General features: G+C 70.5%; 24 protein-coding genes and 1 tRNA gene. 9 read left to right on the forward strand and 16 right to left on the reverse strand.

Annotated features, from left to right (window positions below):
- The 6 genes from U1T56_RS06900 to U1T56_RS06925 are packed head-to-tail and all read right to left on the reverse strand — an operon-like array spanning window position 1 to window position 2,879.
- The gene (locus tag U1T56_RS06900; protein WP_418158714.1) at window positions 1-924 is read right to left on the reverse strand and encodes a phage tail tube protein; all 924 of its coding nucleotides are present in this window, start codon (window positions 922-924) and stop codon (window positions 1-3) included.
- A 3-nt stretch (window positions 925-927) separates the two neighbouring features.
- A complete protein-coding gene (locus U1T56_RS06905; RefSeq protein WP_418158715.1) occupies window positions 928-1,143 on the reverse strand; it encodes a hypothetical protein in 216 nt (71 codons plus the stop codon).
- A complete protein-coding gene (locus tag U1T56_RS06910; RefSeq protein WP_418158716.1) occupies window positions 1,143-1,568 on the reverse strand; it encodes a phage tail terminator protein in 426 nt (141 codons plus the stop codon). The genes U1T56_RS06905 and U1T56_RS06910 overlap by 1 nt, the downstream gene beginning before the upstream one ends.
- Entirely contained in the window at window positions 1,565-2,062 is a 498-nt protein-coding gene (locus tag U1T56_RS06915) for a phage virion morphogenesis protein (protein WP_418158717.1), read from the reverse strand. Before U1T56_RS06915 ends, U1T56_RS06910 begins: the two co-directional genes overlap by 4 nt.
- Window positions 2,062-2,481: a gp436 family protein gene (locus U1T56_RS06920; protein ID WP_418158718.1), complete on the reverse strand. Its 420-nt coding sequence runs from the start codon at window positions 2,479-2,481 to the stop codon at window positions 2,062-2,064. Before U1T56_RS06920 ends, U1T56_RS06915 begins: the two co-directional genes overlap by 1 nt.
- On the reverse strand, window positions 2,478-2,879 hold the full coding sequence (locus U1T56_RS06925; protein WP_418158719.1) for a cell wall hydrolase: 402 nt from the start codon (window positions 2,877-2,879) through the stop codon (window positions 2,478-2,480). The genes U1T56_RS06920 and U1T56_RS06925 overlap by 4 nt, the downstream gene beginning before the upstream one ends.
- A gap of 211 nt (window positions 2,880-3,090) precedes the next feature.
- On the opposite strand from U1T56_RS06925, the gene U1T56_RS06930 reads away from it, so the two are divergent.
- The 5 genes from U1T56_RS06930 to U1T56_RS06950 are packed head-to-tail and all read left to right on the forward strand — an operon-like array spanning window position 3,091 to window position 5,263.
- Window positions 3,091-3,615, forward strand: coding sequence for a hypothetical protein (locus U1T56_RS06930; RefSeq protein ID WP_418158720.1), 525 nt, complete (start codon window positions 3,091-3,093; stop codon window positions 3,613-3,615).
- Window positions 3,612-4,151, forward strand: a complete 540-nt coding sequence (locus U1T56_RS06935; protein ID WP_418158721.1) for a DnaA N-terminal domain-containing protein — start codon at window positions 3,612-3,614, stop codon at window positions 4,149-4,151. The genes U1T56_RS06930 and U1T56_RS06935 overlap by 4 nt, the downstream gene beginning before the upstream one ends.
- Window positions 4,148-4,417: a hypothetical protein gene (locus tag U1T56_RS06940; protein ID WP_418158722.1), complete on the forward strand. Its 270-nt coding sequence runs from the start codon at window positions 4,148-4,150 to the stop codon at window positions 4,415-4,417. Before U1T56_RS06935 ends, U1T56_RS06940 begins: the two co-directional genes overlap by 4 nt.
- Window positions 4,410-4,877: a gp16 family protein gene (locus tag U1T56_RS06945; protein ID WP_418158723.1), complete on the forward strand. Its 468-nt coding sequence runs from the start codon at window positions 4,410-4,412 to the stop codon at window positions 4,875-4,877. Before U1T56_RS06940 ends, U1T56_RS06945 begins: the two co-directional genes overlap by 8 nt.
- Entirely contained in the window at window positions 4,874-5,263 is a 390-nt protein-coding gene (locus U1T56_RS06950; RefSeq protein WP_418158724.1) for a hypothetical protein, read from the forward strand. Before U1T56_RS06945 ends, U1T56_RS06950 begins: the two co-directional genes overlap by 4 nt.
- Window positions 5,264-5,771: 508 nt before the next feature.
- Here the strand turns inward: U1T56_RS06950 and U1T56_RS06955 are convergent.
- The 4 genes from U1T56_RS06955 to U1T56_RS06970 all read right to left on the reverse strand — a co-directional run bounded on the left by U1T56_RS06955 (window position 5,772) and on the right by U1T56_RS06970 (window position 9,017).
- Window positions 5,772-5,847: transfer RNA gene (locus U1T56_RS06955), tRNA-Lys, on the reverse strand.
- Window positions 5,848-6,113: 266 nt separating this feature from the next.
- A complete protein-coding gene (gene tgt, locus U1T56_RS06960) occupies window positions 6,114-7,247 on the reverse strand; it encodes a tRNA guanosine(34) transglycosylase Tgt (RefSeq protein ID WP_418158725.1) in 1,134 nt (377 codons plus the stop codon).
- The gene (gene queA, locus U1T56_RS06965) at window positions 7,244-8,290 is read right to left on the reverse strand and encodes a tRNA preQ1(34) S-adenosylmethionine ribosyltransferase-isomerase QueA (RefSeq protein ID WP_418158726.1); all 1,047 of its coding nucleotides are present in this window, start codon (window positions 8,288-8,290) and stop codon (window positions 7,244-7,246) included. The genes tgt and queA overlap by 4 nt, the downstream gene beginning before the upstream one ends.
- A gap of 130 nt (window positions 8,291-8,420) precedes the next feature.
- Complete coding sequence (locus tag U1T56_RS06970; RefSeq protein WP_418158727.1) at window positions 8,421-9,017, reverse strand: cupin domain-containing protein; 597 nt, start codon at window positions 9,015-9,017, stop codon at window positions 8,421-8,423.
- A gap of 120 nt (window positions 9,018-9,137) precedes the next feature.
- Here U1T56_RS06970 and gabT point away from each other — a divergent pair, with 120 nt between their 5' ends.
- From gabT to argE, 4 genes are all read left to right on the forward strand, one after another.
- On the forward strand, window positions 9,138-10,439 hold the full coding sequence (gene gabT / locus U1T56_RS06975; protein ID WP_418158728.1) for a 4-aminobutyrate--2-oxoglutarate transaminase: 1,302 nt from the start codon (window positions 9,138-9,140) through the stop codon (window positions 10,437-10,439).
- A gap of 13 nt (window positions 10,440-10,452) precedes the next feature.
- Window positions 10,453-11,637, forward strand: a complete 1,185-nt coding sequence (locus U1T56_RS06980) for an acyl-CoA dehydrogenase (protein ID WP_418158729.1) — start codon at window positions 10,453-10,455, stop codon at window positions 11,635-11,637.
- An 11-nt stretch (window positions 11,638-11,648) separates the two neighbouring features.
- The gene (locus U1T56_RS06985) at window positions 11,649-12,872 is read left to right on the forward strand and encodes a CaiB/BaiF CoA transferase family protein (protein ID WP_418158730.1); all 1,224 of its coding nucleotides are present in this window, start codon (window positions 11,649-11,651) and stop codon (window positions 12,870-12,872) included.
- A gap of 214 nt (window positions 12,873-13,086) precedes the next feature.
- Window positions 13,087-14,247: an acetylornithine deacetylase gene (gene argE, locus U1T56_RS06990; RefSeq protein WP_418158731.1), complete on the forward strand. Its 1,161-nt coding sequence runs from the start codon at window positions 13,087-13,089 to the stop codon at window positions 14,245-14,247.
- A gap of 32 nt (window positions 14,248-14,279) precedes the next feature.
- On the opposite strand, the gene minE is transcribed toward argE, so the two are convergent.
- The 6 genes from minE to U1T56_RS07020 form a co-directional block, all read right to left on the reverse strand.
- Window positions 14,280-14,555 (reverse strand): cell division topological specificity factor MinE, encoded by a 276-nt coding sequence (gene minE / locus U1T56_RS06995; protein ID WP_418158732.1) that lies wholly within the window; start codon window positions 14,553-14,555, stop codon window positions 14,280-14,282.
- Window positions 14,552-15,367: a septum site-determining protein MinD gene (minD, locus tag U1T56_RS07000; protein ID WP_418158733.1), complete on the reverse strand. Its 816-nt coding sequence runs from the start codon at window positions 15,365-15,367 to the stop codon at window positions 14,552-14,554. The genes minE and minD overlap by 4 nt, the downstream gene beginning before the upstream one ends.
- 46 nt (window positions 15,368-15,413) lie before the next feature.
- Window positions 15,414-16,151, reverse strand: a complete 738-nt coding sequence (gene minC, locus U1T56_RS07005) for a septum site-determining protein MinC (protein ID WP_418158734.1) — start codon at window positions 16,149-16,151, stop codon at window positions 15,414-15,416.
- Window positions 16,152-16,289: 138 nt separating this feature from the next.
- On the reverse strand, window positions 16,290-17,666 hold the full coding sequence (gene trmFO, locus U1T56_RS07010; RefSeq protein WP_418158735.1) for a methylenetetrahydrofolate--tRNA-(uracil(54)-C(5))-methyltransferase (FADH(2)-oxidizing) TrmFO: 1,377 nt from the start codon (window positions 17,664-17,666) through the stop codon (window positions 16,290-16,292).
- Window positions 17,667-17,735: 69 nt separating this feature from the next.
- Window positions 17,736-18,134: a cupin domain-containing protein gene (locus U1T56_RS07015; RefSeq protein WP_418158736.1), complete on the reverse strand. Its 399-nt coding sequence runs from the start codon at window positions 18,132-18,134 to the stop codon at window positions 17,736-17,738.
- A 17-nt stretch (window positions 18,135-18,151) separates the two neighbouring features.
- A complete protein-coding gene (locus tag U1T56_RS07020; protein ID WP_418158737.1) occupies window positions 18,152-18,916 on the reverse strand; it encodes a sulfite exporter TauE/SafE family protein in 765 nt (254 codons plus the stop codon).
- Window positions 18,917-19,053 lie beyond the last annotated feature (137 nt).

Raw genomic sequence — 19,053 nt, forward strand, 5'->3', positions numbered from 1 at the left:
TCATCTCGCGGTAATGGTGAGCTCGTCCACCCCACCCTCGCAGATGACCAGGGCCATCTGCTGGTAGAGGATGCCGTCCTGGAAGCTGTCCTGCGGCTGCAGGGGCTGCACCTTGGAGCAGCTCACCTCGACGATGTTGCCGGCCGTGGTGCCATGGGTGAGCTGCAAGGCGTCGAGCGTCCGGGCGTCGGCGACGTCGCGCCAGCTCCTGGTGGCGACTGGTGGCGCCTCGACGGTGATCGAGCCGCGCGTGCTGCGTTGGCCGCTGTACTGGACGTCCCGGCCGCCGATCAGGTCGCGGTGCTTGGGGCTGAGGCCGGCCTGGATCTGGAAGGCGCTCACGACCGAGGCCAGCCCGTGCAGCGTGCAGGTCGTGTTGTTCTTGTTGACCGGCACCGGCTCCTTCCAGGTGCCAAGCGTCGGCGTCGGAACCGCGGCAGCGCTCGGAGGCGCGTAGAGGCCCGTGAAGTCGAAGCGGATGCTCGGGATTTGGTTGGTCGGCGCCTCGATCGTGAAGGTGCCGCGCGACCCCAGCACTTTGTGGAGCTCGCCGTCGAGGTAATAGTAGAAGCCGAGCGACTCGGGGCTGCCGACGACGAACCTGTACTGCGCCTTGACGCCGGGCGTGATCAGCTCGGCCATCTTGCAGCCGCGCAGCAGCTTGCCCCAAGCCGGGGCCGTGCCGGGCGTGCCGGAGCCGGCGAGATCGGTGCGGAAGCTCAAGGTGACGAACTGGTCGGCGTAGAGGCTGGCGAGGCTGCCCTCGCTCGGCTTGACCGGCCGGCGCGCGATCTCGGTGGACTGGATCCGGTGCTGCAGATCGAACACCAGGAGCGCGTCGGCGCTGGCGGTGGGTGCAGGATCCTGGCCGTAGGCGGCCTCGACCCTAGCGAGCAGGACCTGCTGCGTCTGGAACCGCGGCACGGCTCAGCCCTCCTCGCCCGGACCGCCCCCGGCCGGCGCGGGGTCGTCCGGCGGGCCGCTCCGGTCGCGCGGCCCGCCCGCGGCGTAGGCCGGCGGCTCGGTCCAGGCGATCCGCCGCACCTCGCCGGTCTCGGGGTCGACGACGTAGCTGCCGCCCGCGAGCGGGGTGACCTCCCCCGTGGCCGGGTCGACGATATAGTGGGTGCCCGGTGGGGCCATCACACGCTCCACTGGTAGAAAGACGTGGCGTACCCCTCGACCCACCAGGCGATGCCGACGACGACGTCGACGAAGGCGCCCCGCACCAGCGTGCAGGGTTGGGCCGCCTCGGGCGGCACCCAGCCGACCAGGGCGGCGCGGACGACGGCGACGGTGGGCTCGAGCTGGTCGATCACGCCGGCCTCGCGGTCGGCGCCGGTGGCGGCGACCCCGAGCAGCACGGCGAAGCGCCGGGTCACCTTCTGCGAGACGGCGGCCGTGGCGAGCCGATTCGGGGCCGCCTGATCGCTCGCGAGGTAGACGTGCGCGCAGGGCAGCATGGTGCGGTCGCCCTGCTTGATGATGGCGGCGAGATCGGTCGTGGGCTGCACGCGCCGCAAGGCCGTGGCCTGGTCGCGGAGGCGGGCGACGACGGCTTCGATCATGCGCCTGCCGCCTCCCGCAGCTGGTGGGCGACGATGGCGAGGATGTCCTCGCGATCGTCGTCGCCGAGGCCGAGGAACGGCCGGGCCGGGATGGTCACCTCCTTGACGGCGATCGGTGTGCCGTCGGCGAGCCGGAAGCGGAGATAAGGCGCCTGCTTGGCCCGGATCGTGCCGCCGAACTGGTGGAGCGCCGCATAGAGCACGTTGGTGCCGATCTCGACCCGGTCGCCCGTGGCGACGTGGGTGATCGAGGCGACCAGGCGGCCGGTGTCCTTGAGCGTCTGCCCGCCCTGGAGCCGCGCCCGCAGCGACGGCAGCCACGCACTCCCGTCCGGGCCGCGCTGGTCCTCGAACCGGAGCTGGGTGTTCTTGACCAGCGTGCGGCCGATCTCGTCCATGACGGGCCCGAGGTCCTGGCCGAGCTCGAGCAACCGGCCGAGCGCTGCACGGACCTCGGCATCCTCGACCCGGATCTCGAAGCCGGCGCCGCTCATCACAGGCCCCGCAAGGAAGCGCGGGAGAACACCCGCTCGGGGCCAGCGAAGGCGGCCTCGCCCGCCGGGGCCGCAGCCGGGGCGCCGCCCGCGAGGTCGAGCTCGGCCTTGCCGGCGGCGAGGTCCTTGAGCGTGGCGAGCGCATCCTCGTAGCGCCGCCGCACGTCCTCGGGCTGGGCGCCGGGGTGGAGCTTGTAGAAGGCGATGTCGCAGGCGAGCGCTAGGAGCAGCGGCGGCGTGGTCGGGAGCGGCAGCTCGTAGCGCCCGGCGAGGTAGGCGTTGACGATGGCGTCGGCATCGTCGAGCGCCTGGGCCACCACGGCGGCGTCGATCGCCTGGTCGTCGTCGCGGTCGGCGATCTGCAGGAGCTGGGCAACCCCGTAGCGCCGCTCGAGGTCGGCCTGGCTGGCGTAGCTCATGCCAGCCTCAGGAACTCGTGGGCGCCGTGTCGGGCGGTGACCTTCTTGGGGTCGTACCAGGCGGGCAGGCGCTCGAGGGCCTTGGGGTTGAGGTAGTGGTCGGCGCCGCCGGTGTTGTCCGGGATGATGCCGGCGATCACACCCCAGGCGATCGCCATGCAACGCAGGAACTGCGGGCTCTCGAGATCGACCACGGCCATCGCCGCGCGGTTGCCGTCGTCCCAACAGGAGAACTGCCGGGGCTTGAGGCAGACCGCGGCGAGCGCGGTGCGCAGCGGCCCCTTGAGCCAGCGGGTGCGGATCACGTGCGCGACCGCCACCTTGCCCTCGTCGGGCTCGCCGCGCGCCTCGCCGTAGAGCGTGCGCGCCATGACGTCGATGTCCCAGGGGGTCAGCATGGGCTCTCGTGGCCTCGCTCGCGGTGGTGAGGGGTGGCGGCGGCCGAGATGGTCGCCAAGGCCCGCGCGATCGGCGCCGTCCTGCCGGAGGCACGGCCATGAGCGCCCCCTCCGACCGCAGGCTGCCCCTGCCGCTGGCGGTGTGGGGCATGCTGCTGGCCTCGGCCGCCCTCTGGGCACTGCTGATCACCCTGATCCTGTGGTGGGTGTCATGACCGAGCCGCGTCTCCTTTTCGTCGAGCAGGCCCGAGCCGTGGTCGGCTTCGTCGAGAGCGCCTGGGACCGCCTCTACCCGCGCTGGCGGGCGAGCGACGGCGCCGAGGCCATGCGTCAGGCCGATATCAAGGACACGCTCGCCGCCGTGCGCGAGCACAGCTTGACCTTCCTCGTCGCCTGGGGCGCCGTCTGCGGCGTGCCCGAGGCCGGCGTGCGCAAGCTCGTGCGCCGGCTCGAGGCCGAGGCCATCAAGGCGCGCCTGGGAGGCTCGGTGGGTGCCATGACGACCTCCGCCACGACGATCGATGGTGTCTCCTTCCTGGCGTGGGTCGCCGTCGGCCGACACGGCTGCCAGTGGTGCGCCTACCTCGCCAGCACCGGTCTGCTCCGCACCGCGACCGAGCCCACCGCAGGCGAGGCGCTCGCGGCGGCGGCGGCTTTCCTTGCTGGCGCAGGCCGCGGCTCGCGCCAGCGTCGCCGCCCGGCTCCCTGCCGCAGCCCGCTCGGGGGCGCGCCATGACGCTGCGCCCACTCGAGGCCGAGGCTGTGCCGCCCGTGGTGGCGGCCGCCTTCGAGCGCTTCTGGCAGGCCTACCCCGCCCGGAGCCCCAACCCCAAGGCCCAAGCCCGGCAGGTCTTCGCCCGGCTCGTCGCCGGCGGCGCCGAGCCGGAGCGGCTGGTGGCGGCGGCCGAAACCTTCGCCGCCGAGTGCGCCTGCAAGGGCATCGCGGCCGCGTTCGTGCCGCACGCCCGCACCTGGCTCTACCAGCGCCGCTACGAGGACTACCTCGCCATCCCTCAGCCTTTGCCGCTCCCGGAGCCCGAGCCCGCCATGCCGCTCAACCCGCATTCCGCTACGCTCAAGGAGGCCTTCCGGCACCTCGCCGAGGCCGAGTACCGCCACTTCATCGCCCCGCTCGAGGTGGCGATCGAGGCCGGGAGGGCCACGGTCACCGCCCCGTCCCGCTTCCAGGCCGATCATGTGCGCAGCCGCTGGCTCGGCGACATCCGCCGGGCGCTCGGCTGCCGCGAGATCCGGATCGAGGTCCGGCGATGACGACGGGTGGCTGGTACGAGAGCGCCGAGTGCCGGGAGCTCGCCGACCGGCTCGGCGCCATCCTCGAGCAGGCCGAGGCCGGCGGCCGCGGCCAGGAGGCGTTCGCGCTGGTGATGGGGGCGGTGGTGGCGGGGCTCGCCGCAATCGAGCCCGCGCGCGAGCGGGCCCGGTTCGTAGCCGAGCTCGTGCGCGACCTTCCTGGCCAGGTCGAGCGCATGGCCGAGATGCGCCGGACGCTGCTCGCGGGGGCGGCCGGCCATGGCTGACGCCGCGACCAGGGCCGGCGCGCCCGTGCGCAAGTCGAGCGCAAGTCGAGGCAAAGTCGACCCGAGATCGCGGCGGATCGCGCTGATCCACGCCGGCAAGCGCCGGCTCGGGCTGGGCGATGGCGAGTACCGCCTGCTGCTGCGCCGGGTCACTGGCAAGGGCAGCTCGGCCGAGCTCGACCTCGAGCAGCTCGACCTGGTCGTGGACGCGCTGCGCCGGCTCGGATTCGGCGTACGGCCCAAACGCAAGCTCAATCCCCTGCAGCGCAAGATCGTGGTGCTGTGGGCCGAGCTGGGCAAAGCCGGCGTGCTCCGCGACCGCTCCGACCGGGCGCTCGACCGCTTCGTCAAGCGCCAGACCGGGGTGGACGCCGTGCAATGGCTCGCCTCCAACCAGGCGGCGCAGGTGGTCGAGGCGCTCAAAGGCTGGCGCGTGCGCGAGGGGATCGCGCTGGCGTGAGCCGGGTGAGCTGGCCTGCGACCCTGCAGCTCATCGCCGACGCGCTCGGCGACGCCGAGGCGCTGCGCCTGGCCGCCGCCTATGGCGGCCGCAAGCTGTTCGTGCCGCTCAGCCTGCCGCCGGGCCACGCCCTCGAGCGCGAGCTCGGCCGCGAGCTCGCCGAGGCAGTGGTCCGGCTCTTGGGCCCGGGCCACGTCGAGATTCCCTTGGGCCCGCTGGCGGGCGTGCGCCAGCGGGCCATCGCTTTGGCGCGGGCGGTCCTGGAAGGTGGCTCGGCGAACCAGATCGCCGCCCGCACGGGCTACCACATCCGCAGCGTGCATCGCGCCCGTGCCGCGCTTCGCCGCACCGGCGAGGACGACGGCCAGCCCGGCCTGTTCGACTGAGCGCCGGGGCGGCCGCGGGCCACCGGGCGGCGCAAGACCACAATCCTAGATTTCGGCGGGCGATGCGCCAAAAGCGCTTGGAGCGGCGTTTGCGCTCGCCTTAGAAGCGAAATGGCATAGCCACATTTCCGGCTGTGAAATAGAGGCCGAAAGCCGCGCGGATGCTGGGTTTTCCGGAAGTCCGAATCGCCCACGAACTCCGAATCAGCTCCGAAATAGGAACGCGATGATTGCTGGCTCACGATTCGGAGTTCGGCTTGCCGACTGCAGAAGTCCGAAATAGATTGGCATCGGCCGTCCGGCGGCCCGCACCAATTTTTGCTGATATGGCAAAGGCTTATCCCAGGAGATCCCGGTTGATCCGGCCTGGTCCCGCAGGGCGGTGATTTGTCCCTCTACAACGGCTTGCGGCAGGCGGGCAAAACCGAAAGCGCCTCGCCTTGCTTGCCCGGTGCTTACCCGATCGCCGATCCCGAAAATTTGCGCCTATATAAGCCGTTGATTTGTCTGGTGGGCGCTCAGGGACTCGAACCCTGAACCCGCTGATTAAAAGTCAGCTGCTCTGCCAATTGAGCTAAGCGCCCGCTCGCGACGGGCGGCATAATGACCCCGCTGATGCGGACGTCAAGCGCCGAGACGTTGGATGGCAGGACGATCGGACGGACGGGCTCGGGCGTGTCCGTGGCGCAGCCGGGCGCGATCCGGCGCACCGCGTCCCTTCGCCACCTGCCGGCCGTGCCCGCTTCGGAGCTCCCCACCGCCATCCACCCGACCGTTTCCCAGGTGCCGGCGCATGCCGTGCGCTGGCGCGCCGACCGAGGTCGTGCCGGTCTGCCGAGCGCACGAGGCCTCAGCCGGACCAGGGCTCGAGGTCCCCCATGGCTTGCTCCGCCTCGAACCGGGCGACGAACTCGGCGAGCCGGCCTGCCGCGATCGCCGTGCGCAGGTTCCGCATGAGATCCTGGTAGTACCAGAGATTGTTCCAGGTGAGCAGCACGGCACCCAGGATCTCGCCCGACCTGACGAGGTGATGGAGATAAGCGCGGGAATAGTCGCGCGCGGCCGGGCAGTCGGAGGTCTCGTCCAAAGGCCGCGGATCGTCGGCGTGGCGGGCGTTCTTGAGGTTGACGGGACCGCGGCGGGTGAAGGCCTGGCCGGTGCGGCCGGAGCGGGTGGGAAGCACGCAATCGAACATGTCGATGCCGCGGGCGACGGCACCCACGATGTCGGCGGGCTTGCCCACCCCCATGAGGTAGCGTGGCCGGCCGGCCGGCAGTAGCGGGCAGGTGGCTTCGAGCGTCGCGAACATGAGCTCTTGTGGCTCGCCGACCGCGAGCCCGCCCACGGCGTAGCCGTCGAAGCCGATCTCGACCAGGCCCTCGGCCGAGCGTCGGCGCAGCTCGGGATCGGTGCCGCCCTGGACGATGCCGAACAGGCCATAGCCCGCGCGCCGGACGAAGGCGCGCTTGGAGCGCTCGGCCCAGCGCAAGGAGAGCTCCATGGCGCGGGCGACCTCCCGTGGCGGCGCCGGTAGGGCGATGCACTCGTCGAGTACCATGGTGACGGTGGCATCGAGGAGGTGCTGGATCTCGACCGAGCGCTCGGGAGTCAGCTCGTGGCGGCTGCCGTCGAGATGCGAGCTGAACACCACGCCGCGCTCGGTGAGCTTGCGGCGCTCGGCCAGCGACATGACCTGAAAGCCGCCGGAATCGGTCAGGATCGGCTTCTGCCAGCCCATGAAGCGGTGCAGCCCGCCGAGACGGCCGATGCGTTCCGCACCGGGGCGGAGCATGAGGTGGTAGGTGTTGCCGAGGATGATCTCGGCACCGGTGGCCTCGACCATCTCGTTGGTCATGGCCTTGACGGTAGCGGCGGTGCCGACCGGCATGAAGGCCGGGGTCTCGATGGTGCCGAACGCGGTGAAGATCCGGCCGCGGCGGGCGGGGCCGTCCTCGGCGAGGAGCTCGAAGCGGAAGTCGGTCATGCGGGATCGTGCGCTCGGGTCAGAAGGCAGGCATCGCCGTAGCTGAAGAAACGGAAGCCCTCGGCGATCGCATGGGCATAAGCGGCGCGCATGCGCTCGAGGCCGGAGAAGGCGCAGACCAGCATGAACAGCGTGCTGCGCGGCAGGTGGAAGTTGGTGAGGAGAAGGTCGACCACGCGGAAACGATAGCCGGGGGTGATGAACAGACGCGTCTCGCCGCTGCCGGGACGCACCGTGCCGTCCGGCGCGGCCAGGCTCTCGAGCGTGCGCAGGACGGTGGTGCCGACCGAGACGATGCGGCCGCCGCGGGCACGGGCCGCGGCGATGGCGGCCGCCGCAGCCTCGGGTACCTCGCACCATTCGGCGTGCATCCTGTGGCTCTCGGTGTCCTCGGCCTTGACCGGAGCGAAGGTGCCCGCGCCCACGTGCAGGGTGACGAAGGTGCGCTCGATGCCGGCGGCCGCGAGGCGGGCCAGGAGTTCCTCGGTGAGGTGGAGCGAGGCCGTGGGTGCCGCGACGGCACCGTCGCGGCGGGCGAAGACGGTCTGATAGAGGGCGCGGTCGCGGGGGTCGCCCCCTCTGGGGCGGCGGATATAGGGCGGGAGCGGCATGGCGCCGTGCGCGCGCATGGCGGCGAGCAGAGCCTCGCCCCGAAGAAGCGGGAAGCGCAGATGCACCCTGCCTTCCTCGTCCTTGGCGACGACCTCGGCCGTAAGCTCCGGGGCGAGATCGACCCGGTCGCCGGGGCGGAGCCGCTTGCCGGGACGGGCCAAGGCCCACCAGGCGTCATCGTCGATGCGCTCGACGAGCGTGACCTCGACCGGCACCGCGCCGCGCCGGCCGAAGAAGCGGGTCGGCAGGACGCGGGTGTCGTTGAGGACGAGGAGGTCGCCCGGACGCAGCAGGCCCGGCAGGTCGCGGACCACGGCCTCGCGCAAGGGGCCCTCGTCCACGAGGAGCAGGCGCGCGGCATCGCGCGGCTCCACGGGCTCCTGGGCGATCCGCTCGGGTGGGAGGTCGAAGTCGAACAGGTCGACGCGCATCGGGCTCCACGAAAGGTGTCGCGACCGGACGAGGCCGGATAGGAGCTGACGGAAAGCCGGTCAAGCCGGACGTGCCGGGACGGCGATGTCGCCCCGGCACGTCCGGCTCGGCAGCGAGACGGCGTAAGCCTCAAAGATAGGGCGGCGAACAGGCCGAGATCACCTCGGCCGGGCGGTCGCTCACGTTGCGGAAGCGGTGGGGGAGGCGGCTGTCGAACAGATAGGCGTCGCCGGCCTTAAGGATCTGGCGCCGGTCCCCCACCGTGATCTCGATCTCGCCCGCGATCACGATCCCGCCCTCGTGCGCCACGTGCTCGAGCATGGTCTCGCCGGTGTCGGCCCCCGGCTCGTAGTGCTCGTGCAGGATCTGCAGGTTGTGTGCCCGCGCATCGCCCACCTGACGCAGCGTCATCCGCCCCCTGGGCTCGATTCCTTCCGCCTTGTAGAGCCGCGAGGTGAGATCGAGCAGCTCTGCGGGTGTGAAGAACACCTTGTCGGGATGGCGCCGCTCCGGTTCGAAGAACTCGCCCATCGTCATCGGCACCCCGCTCAGGATCTTGCGCAAGGACGCTACCGAAGGACTGCTCTTGTTCTGCTCGATCATCGAGATCTGGCCGTGCGGCACGCCCGCGCGCTCGGCGAGCTGCCGCTGCGTCAGCCCGGCCGCCAGCCGCACCTCGCGCAGCCGCGCACCGACATCGAACTCCGCTTCACTCAGGTCGCTCACATCCGCCGTCCCCACGCTGGCCCGACCATGGTTCTAGCAGATCGCGCACGGGCTTGACCAGAATTTCGAGCAATGCTATCGCTTTCGCTCAGAATTTTGAGCAAACTCTGGAGACATCCCATGAGCCAGTCCGCCGCTCTCCGCGAGCGTCAGGGCCGTGCGGTGGCGGCGGGCGTCGCCACGAAGTCGCTCTACGTCGCCCGGGCCGAGAACGCCCTGCTCTGGGACGTGGACGGACGCCGCTACATCGACTTCGCGGCCGGCATCGCCGTGCTCAACACCGGCCACCGCCACCCGAAGGTCATGGCGGCGGTGGCCGAGCAGGCAGAGGCCTTCACCCACACCTGCTTCCATGTCGGTCCGTTCGAGGGTTATATCCGCCTCGCCGAACGTCTGAACGCGCTCGCTCCGGGCGATGCCCCCAAGAAGACCATGCTGGTCACCACGGGTGCGGAAGCCGTCGAGAACGCCGTCAAGATCGCGCGCGCCGCCACCGGCCGCTCGGCCGTCATAGCATTCTCGGGCGCCTTCCACGGCCGGACCATGATGGGGATGGCGCTCACCGGCAAGGTGGTGCCCTACAAGAAGGGCTTCGGCCCGTTCCCGGCCGAGGTCTACCACGCGCCGTTTCCACACCCCTATCACGGCATCTCGGTCGAGGACGCCCTTGCCGGCCTCGAGCGACTGCTCGCGGCCGACGTCGACCCGGCGCGAGTGGCGGCGCTCATCGTCGAGCCCGTCCAGGGCGAGGGCGGCTTCAACGTGGCCCCGCCCGAGTTCCTCCAGGCTCTGCGCCGCATCGCCGACCAGCACGGCATCCTGCTGATCTCCGACGAGATCCAGGCCGGCATGGCGCGCACCGGCAAGATGTTCGCGATTCAGCACGCAGGCGTGGTCCCCGACCTGATCACCATGGCGAAGGGCCTCGCCGGCGGCTTCCCGCTCGCCGCCGTCACCGGCCGCGCCGATCTCATGGACGCGGCCCAGCCCGGCGGCTTGGGCGGTACCTATGGCGGCAATCCTCTGGCCGTCGCCGCCGCCAACGCCGTCCTCGACGTGATCGAGGAGGAGAATTTGTGCGCCCGTGCGCTCGAGATGGGCGCGCGCATGACCGGGCGCCTCGAGGAGCTGGCACGCCGGCAGGGCTTCGAGTGCATCGGCGACGTGCGCGGGCTGGGTGCGATGGTGGCGATGGAGCTCGTGCAGGACCGGGCCAGCAAGGCGCCCGACCCGACCCTGACCGCGGCCCTGGTCGCGGAAGCGCAAGAGCGCGGCCTCGTCCTCCTCTCCTGTGGCACGCGCGCCAACGTCATCCGCATCCTGGCTCCGCTGACCACGCCCTGGGAGCAGGTCGACGAAGGCCTCGCCATCCTCGAGGCCGCGCTCGAGGCCTCGATCGCCAAGCTCCACGCCGCCGCCTGAGACGAGCGATCCCATGAGCAAGCCCGACTTCGTCTGGGACGACCCGCTGCTCCTCGAAGACCAGCTCACCGAGGAGGAGCGCATGGTCCGCGACACCGCGCGGGCCTACTGCCAGGAAAAGCTCCAGCCCAGGGTGATCGCCGCCTTCCGCGAGGAGCGCTTCGACCGCGCGATCCTGACCGAGATGGGCGAGCTCGGGCTCTTGGGCTGCACGCTCCCCGAGCAGTACGGCTGCGCGGGCTTGAGCCACGTGGCCTACGGCCTGATCGCGCGCGAGGTCGAGCGGGTCGATTCCGGCTACCGCTCGGCCATGAGCGTGCAGTCCTCGCTCGTCATGCACCCCATCTTCGCCTACGGCTCGGAAGCGCAGCGCCGGAAATATCTCCCGAAGCTCGCCAAAGGCGAGCTCGTCGGCTGCTTCGGCCTCACCGAGCCCGACGCCGGTTCCGATCCGGCCGGAATGCGCACCCGGGCGGAGAAGGTCGACGGCGGCTACTGCCTCACCGGCACGAAGATGTGGATCACGAACAGCCCGATCGCCGACATCGCCGTGGTCTGGGCGAAGTCGGCGGCCCACGACGGTGCCATCCGCGGCTTCGTCCTGGAGCGCGGCATGGAGGGGTTCACGACGCCCAGGATCGAAGGCAAGCTCAGCTTACGGGCCTCGATCACGGGCGAGATCGTCATGGACCGGGTGTTCGTGCCCGAGGAGAACCTGCTGCCCGGCGCCGAGGGCCTGAAAGGCCCCTTCGGCTGCCTCAACAAGGCGCGCTACGGCATCGCCTGGGGGGTGATGGGGGCCGCCGAGTTCTGCTGGCACGCCGCCCGCCAGTATGGGCTCGACAGGAAGCAGTTCGGCCGGCCGCTGGCACAGACCCAGCTCTTCCAGAAGAAGCTCGCCGACATGCAGACCGAGATCGGGCTCGGGCTCCAGGCGGCCTTGCGGGTCGGCCGGCTCATGGACGAGGGCCGGGCAGCACCCGAGATGATCTCGTTCATCAAGCGCAACAATTGCGGCAAGGCGCTCGCGATCGCACGAGCGGCGCGCGACATGCACGGCGGCAACGGCATTTCGGAGGAGTTCCAGGTCTTCCGCCACATGGCGAACCTCGAGACCGTCAACACCTACGAGGGCACCTACGACATCCACACCCTGATTCTCGGCCGCGCCCAGACCGGGCTGCAGGCGTTCTTCTGAAGGCAGGAGCCATGGCGGGACCGCTCGCACATCTCAAGGTCCTCGACCTCAGCCGGGTGCTCGCCGGCCCCTGGGCCGGACAGATCCTGGGCGATCTCGGGGCCGACGTGATCAAGGTCGAGCACCCCGTCCGCGGCGATGACACGCGCGGCTGGGGCCCGCCGTTCCTCAAGGACGGGGAGGGGCGGGAGACGGGTGATGCCGCCTACTTCCTCTCCACCAATCGCAACAAGCGCTCGGTGGCGCTCGACATCGCCGACCCGAAGGGAGCCGAGATCGTCCGCAAGCTCGCGGCGCAGTCCGATGTGGTCATCGAGAACTTCAAGGTCGATGGTCTCAGGAAATACGGCCTCGACTACGACTCTTTACGCGTGGTCAAGCCCGATCTCGTCTACTGCTCGATCACCGGCTTCGGCCAGGAGGGCCCGCGCGCGACCCAGGCCGGCTACGACTTCATGATCCAGGGCATGGCCGGGCTCATGAGCATCACCGGCCTGCCCGACGACGTGCCGGGCGGCGGCCCGGTCAAGGTCGGGGTGGCGGTCTCCGACATCATGACCGGGCTCTACGCCGTGATCGGCATCTTGGCCGCTCTGGCGCACCGCGACCGGACCGGCGAGGGCCAGCACGTCGACATGGCGCTGTTCGACGTCACCCTGGCAGCGCTCGCCAACCAGGCCGCGAACTACCTCGTCGGCGGCCGGGCACCCGGCCGCCTCGGCAACGCGCACCCCAACATCGTCCCCTACGAGGCGTTCAGGACGGCCGACGGTTGGATGATCCTCGCCGTCGGCAACGACGGCCAGTTCCGCAGGTTCTGCGAGATCGCGGGCGCTCCCGGGCTCGCCGACGACCCGCGCTTTTCCACCAACGCCGGCCGGGTGCGCCACCGCGCGCTGCTGACCCCGCGCGTGGCCGAGCTGATCGCGCAGCGGCCGCTCGACTGGTGGCTCGCGGCCCTCGACGCGGCGGGCGTGCCTTGCGGCCCGATCAACACGCTGGATCGCGCCTTCGCCGACCCGCAGGCGGTGGCGCGCGGCCTGAAGGTGGAGCTGCCGCACGCGAGCGGGGGCACGGCTCCCGGCACCGCCTGCCCGATCCGCCTCTCGCGCACTCCGCCCCGCTACGAGCTGGCCCCGCCGCTCCTCGGGCAGCATACGGTGGAGGTGCTGCAGGAGCGGCTGGGCATGACCGAGGACGAGATCCGAGCGCTCACCGGCGGGAAGGCGGGCTGAGCCTCCGAAGCCGACGGGTGTGCGGTGTCCCGCGCCTTCCGCTGGCGGAGACGCGGGTCACGCTCGTCACGATCCGAGGGAAGACGAGGGATGGTGAGGGTGTCCCCGGGAAGCAGGCCCGGGAAGGAGTGCGCACCCTCCTTCCGCTTCCGGCGCGGGTGACAGGCAGGGGGCTGCGACCTATGTTCCCCGGCAGCAAGGGACCACCCAGCCGATGCCGACCACGTCCAGCGCCGATCTCCTGCGCCGTCTGATCGCGTTCGATACCCAGAGCTTCCGCTCGAACCTGGAGCTCGTCGGCTTCGTGCGCGAGCATTTGGCCGCTTGTGGGATCGAGAGCCGGCTGGTGCCGAACGACAGCGGCGAGAAGGCGAATTTGTGGGCGGTGATCGGGCCGCAGGATCGGCCCGGCATCGTGCTCTCGGGCCATACCGACGTGGTGCCGGTAGCAGGGCAGGCCTGGAGCCACGATCCGTTCGATGCCGTGGTCAGGGACGGGCGCGTCTACGGGCGGGGTGCCGCCGACATGAAGGGCTTTCTCGCCTGCGTGCTGGCGCTCGTGCCCGAGCTCGCCCGCGCGAGGCTCGCAAAGCCCGTCATCCTCGCTTTCTCCTACGACGAGGAGGTAGGGTGCAAGGGCGTGCCGCGGCTGATCGATGCCATGCTGGAGGCGCTGCCGCGGCCACGAGCCTGCCTCGTCGGCGAGCCGACGATGATGCGCCTCGTCGACGGGCACAAGGGGAAGGCCGGCTATCGCTGCACCGTCACGGGTCGGGCGGCGCACTCGGCGCTGCCGCAGCTCGGGGCGAACGCCGTGATCGCCGCCGCGCGCCTCGTCGGCGAGATCGCTGCCATGGGCGAGCGCTTCGCACAGGAGGGGCCGTTCATGGCAGGGTTCGACCCGCCGCATCACACGGCAGGCGTGGGGCGGATCGAAGGCGGCTCGCAGCTCAACATCGTGCCCGAGCGCTGCAGCTTCGAGTTCGAGTTCCGGACCCTGCCGGACGAGGATCCGCTGCGCTTCGTGCGGGCGGTCGAGGCCTTCGCGGCAAGGGAGGTGCTGCCCGGCTTGCGCGAGCGGGCACCCGAGGCCGGGATCGCGTTCGAGGAGGTGCTGTCCTATCCCGGGCTCGTCCCGGCCGGCGACAGTCCGTTCGCGCGACTCTGCCGCGAGCTCACCGGCACGGCGGAGCCGGTCAGGGTCGCCTTCGGCACGGAAGGCGGCTGCTTCGCCGCGCGCGGCATCCCGACCGTCGTCTGCGGCCCCGGCGACATCGGGGTCGCGCACAAGCCGGACGAGTTCATCGAGCTCGAGCAGCTAGCAAGCTGCGACCGCTTCCTGCGCCGGCTGGTTCGGGCGACGATCGCGGCCTGACGCGGCTCGCCCGCAGGCTTCCTGCAGCCTCGTCAGACGAGCTGGCTGCGCGGCAGACCCGGCGGCAGCTCGATGTTGACCTCGAGCACCGAGATGCTCTCGCCCTTGTCGATGTCGACCTTCACCTTGTTCGGGTCGACCTCGACATATTTGCGGATGACCTCGAGCAGCTCGCGCTGCAGCAGCGGCAGGAAATCGTAGGCCGGCCCCGCCGTGCGCTCGTGGGCGATGATCACCTGCAGCCGCTGCTTCGCCGTCTCCGCCGACGGCGGGCGACGGCTGAGCTTCAGGAATTCCAGCAGTCTCACGCGCTTCTCCGCAGGAGCCATTGCATGAAGCCGCGCTTGGGCGGGGCGACGAAGCGCAGCTCGAGCTGCTCGCCCATGAGGCGGCGAACCGCATCCATGTAGGCCTGCCCGGCGGTCGAGCGCTCGTCGAGCACGACCGGCATGCCGATGTTGGAGGCCTGGAGCACGGCCTCGTCCTGCGGGATCACGCCCAGGAGCGGGATCGCCAGGATTTCGAGCACGTCCTCGAGCTTCAGCATCTCGCCCTTCTGCACCCGCTCGACATCGTAACGGGTGAGCAGGAGGTGCTGCCTAATCGGCTCCTGGCCCAGCTCGGCGCGGCGCGACTTGCTGTTGAGGATGCCGATGATCCGGTCGCTGTCGCGGACCGAGGAGACTTCCGGGTTGGTGACGACGATGGCCTCGTCGGCGAAGTAGAGCGCCATCTGCGCGCCCTTCTCGATCCCGGCCGGGCTGTCGCAGATGATATAGTCGAAGTCCTGTCGCAGCTCCTCGAGTGCCTTCTCGACGCCCTCGCGGTGGAGCGCGTCCTTGTCGCGGGTCTGCGAGGTCGGGAGGATGTAGAGATTCTCGACCCGCTTGTCCTTGATCAAGGCCTGGTGCAGGCGGATGCCGTCGTTGATGACGTTGATGAAGTCGAACACGACGCGCCGCTCGCAGCCCATGACGAGATCGAGGTTGCGCAGCCCCACGTCGAAGTCGATGACGACCGTCTTCTTGCCCTGGAGCGCCAGGCCCGTGCCGATGGCGGCAGCCGAAGTGGTCTTGCCGACCCCGCCTTTGCCCGACGTGACCACGATAACCTTTGCCAAATCACCCTCCTCGAACCGGCCCCTGGATCCCGCTGCTCTTGTCCGCTCACGATGCGGCATGGATGACCAGCCGCTCGTGCTCCAGCGCCACGCGTGCGCGCTTGCGCAGGAGCCTCGGCTCGATCTCCTCGTTGACGAGATGCACACCTGCGATCGAGATCAGTTCGGCCTCGAGCTGGTCGCAGAAGATCAGAGCACTCTCGTCGCCCTCGATCCCGGCGAAAGCGCGCCCGCGCAGCGTGCCGTAGACATGGATGTGCCCGGTTGCGGCGAGTTCCGCGCCGGGGCTGACCGAGGCCAAAACCACGAGATCACCCTCGGTCGTGATCTGCTGACCGCCGCGCACGGGCTCGCGCACGACGAGCGCCGGCGCGCGGCGAGGCACGGCTGCCGTCGCCGCCGGCCGCCGGGGAGCCGCCGGCGGTCCTTCGGGAGGTGCTGCCTCCCTGGGCTGGCTGCCCGCACCGAAGACGGCGAGCCCTGCCGCCAGCGCCGCCTCGTTCCAGGCCGGCGAGCCGTTCTGGATACCGACCGGTGTGAGCCGATGCTCCCGCAGCCGCTCGACGAAGGCAGCGAGGTCAATGGGTGAAGAAGCCGCGAGCGGGCCGACATCGAGCACCACCGGCGCATGGCGGAAGAAGTCCGGCGAGTGCGCCACCTTGTCGACCAGAAGTGGAAAGAAGTCGGGACTGTCCGGTGCGAGCAGACGAAGCGCAAGCATGGTCTGCAGCGAGCCTCGCACTTGAAACGGAAGCTGGCGCACCTCGCCTGACGCCCTGGTCACGGCCACTGTTCCCACCTGACCACCTCGTCCTGCGCGCGCTGCCCCGCGACCGGCGCGCGCTTGTTCGTCATCGATTGTGTCCACAAGATCTTGTAGCTCGGCGCGAGCCGGATCATGCATTCGGTAGTTCGCGCATTACTAGTCATTTTCAGCCGATTGGCAAGCAGCCATCCTGGGATTTCCACAGGCAAGAGACCAGGCATCCAGCGCCGCGAGCGCCCGGCGCGCGAGTGCCGGCTTGCGCTCGTGCCTGGGCGTGCCCTCCGGAGGCGGCGGGAACAGGCCGAAATTGACGTTCATGGGCTGGAAGGTGGCGGCATCCGCGCCACCGGTGATGTGTGCGAGCAGCGCGCCGTGCGCGGTCTCGGGCGGCGGCGGCATCGGCCGCTCGCCGCGCGCTTGCGCCGCCGTGAACAGCCCTGCCAGGAGACCCACGGCGGCGCTCTCGACATAGCCCTCGCAGCCCGTGACCTGGCCCGCGAAGCGGATGTGGGGTGCGGCTTTGAGGCGCAAGGTGCCGTCCAGAAGGCGCGGGCTGTTGATGAAGGTGTTGCGGTGCAGGCCGCCGAGGCGCGCGAACTGGGCATGCTCGAGGCCGGGGATCATCCGGAACACCCGCACCTGCTCGCCGTGGCGCAGCTTGGTCTGGAAGCCCACCATGTTGAACAGCGTGCCGAGCGCGTTGTCCTGGCGGAGCTGGACCACGGCCCAAGGCCGGCGGCCGGTGCGCGGGTCGGTGAGGCCCACGGGCTTCATCGGTCCGAAGCGCAGCGTGTCGCGGCCGCGCTCGGCCATGACCTCGATCGGCAGGCAGCCTTCGAAGTAGGGGGTCGACTTCTCCCAGTCCTTGAACTCGGCCTTCTCGGCCGAAAGGAGAGCGTCGACAAAGGCCTCGTACTGCTCGCGATCCAAAGGACAGTTGATGTAGTCGGCCCCGCCGCCGCCCGGACCCGCCTTGTCGTAGCGCGACTGGAACCAGGCCACCTCCATGTCGATGGTCTCGCGATGGACGATGGGGGCGATGGCGTCGAAGAAGGCGAGATGCTCCTCGCCGCCCTTCCTGCGGATGTCCTCGGCCAGCGCCGGCGAGGTGAGGGGGCCGGTCGCGACGATGGCAAGGCCCCAATCGGCGGGCGGGAGTGCCGTCACCTCCTCGCGCCGGATGGTGACGAGCGGCTCGTCCTCGAGGGTCCGGGTCACCGCGGTGGCGAACGCCTCGCGATCGACGGCGAGCGCACCGCCCGCCGGCAGCTTGTGCCGGTCGCCCATCGCCATCACGAGCGAGCCCAGCCGGCGCATCTCCTCGTGCAGAAGGCCGACGGCGTTGCCCATGGCGTCGTCCGAGCGGAACGAGTTCGAGCAGACGAGCTCGGCGAGCCGGTCGGTTTTATGCGCATCCGTGGCCCGCACCGGCCGCATCTCGTGCAGGATCACCGGCACGCCGCGACGGGCCAGTTGCCAGGCGGCCTCGCTTCCGGCGAGCCCGCCGCCGATCACGTGGACCGCTGCCACCATGACGAGTCGCTCCCTCCTCGGCTATCGGAGGGCCTGACATAGCGAGCGTTCGGCGGAATCGCCAGAGCTTCAGGCGCTGTCCGTGGGCCAATGGTCCTCGACCCGCACCGCTTCGTCCATGCCGGGCCAGGGCGGCATGGTGACGATGACGAGCCGCAGCGGCTCGGTGCCGACGTTGCGGAACTGGAAGCGGGTACCCAGGGGGATCGAGTGCGCCGTGCCGGGCAGGAGCGGCACCACCGCCTCGTGCTCGCCCTGGCGGCGCCAGAGCTCGCCCTCGCCCTCGAGCACGTACCAGAGCTCGTCGACGGTGCGGTGGGTGACGGCGAGCGAGACGCCCCCGGGCGGCAGCGTGCAATGGACCATGCTGCCGCCCCTCACCTGGGGCAGGAGGCGGATCTCCGAGCCGTCGGGGGCGAGGACATCGCAGGCAGCCGCGGGTGTGCCGCTGGCGAACGGGACGGTCATGGGCGCTTCCTGGCAGATCACAGCTTCAGGAAATACCAGACCGTGAGCAGCGCACCCACCCCGATGACGATGATCCGGAAGATGCGCTGCGGCAGGCGGCGTGCGATCCGCGCCCCGGCGAAGCCGCCGAGCGCGGCACCCGCCATCATGGTGAGCGCTGCGGGCCAGACCACCACGCCCTGGAAAATGAAGATCGCCACCGCCACGCCGTTCACCAGCGCCGAGACGCCGTTCTTGACCGCGTTCGCGACCCTCAGCTCCTCGAGTCCGGCGATGGCGAGCCCGGCCAGCAGCATGATGCCGAGCCCGGCGCCGAAATAGCCGCCATAGATCATGACGGCCAGGAGCAGCAGGACCACGCCCGGCGAGAGGCGCAGGCCGCCCTGGTGAGTCGCGTGGCGTGCGCGCACGGCCGTCAGGATGCGCGGGCTGAAGGCGAACAGGAGGGTCGCCACGAGCAGCAGGAACGGCACCAGCACCATGAAGGCGCGATCACTGGTCACGAGCAGGAGCACAGCACCCGCAGCTCCGCCGGCGAGGCCGAACAGGCCGAGGATCGGCAGCATGCGCTCGATGTCGGCGAGATCGCGGCGCTGCGCCCAGGCCGCGACCAGGCTCGCCGGGACGAGGGCCGTGGTGTTGGAGGCGTTGGCCGTGACGGGCGGAATGCCTACGGCCAGCATGGCAGGGAAGGTGAAGAAGGTGGCTCCGCCGGCGATGGCGTTGACCGTGCCACCAGCGAACCCGGCGACGAACAGGAGGAGAATCTGAAAGAACGACAAGGCGCTGCTCCCACCGTGACAGGGGCCGCTTAGCGCAGCGCGCGCGCCTCGTCTTCCCGGAAAAAGTGCAAACCGTGCCGGAGGGCCGGACCGCAGGCCGGGGCCATCGCTCCGCGTCCGCCGGTCCGGTTCCGCCT

Source organism: Benzoatithermus flavus (assembly GCF_037908215.1).
Taxonomy (GTDB): domain Bacteria; phylum Pseudomonadota; class Alphaproteobacteria; order Geminicoccales; family Geminicoccaceae; genus Benzoatithermus; species Benzoatithermus flavus.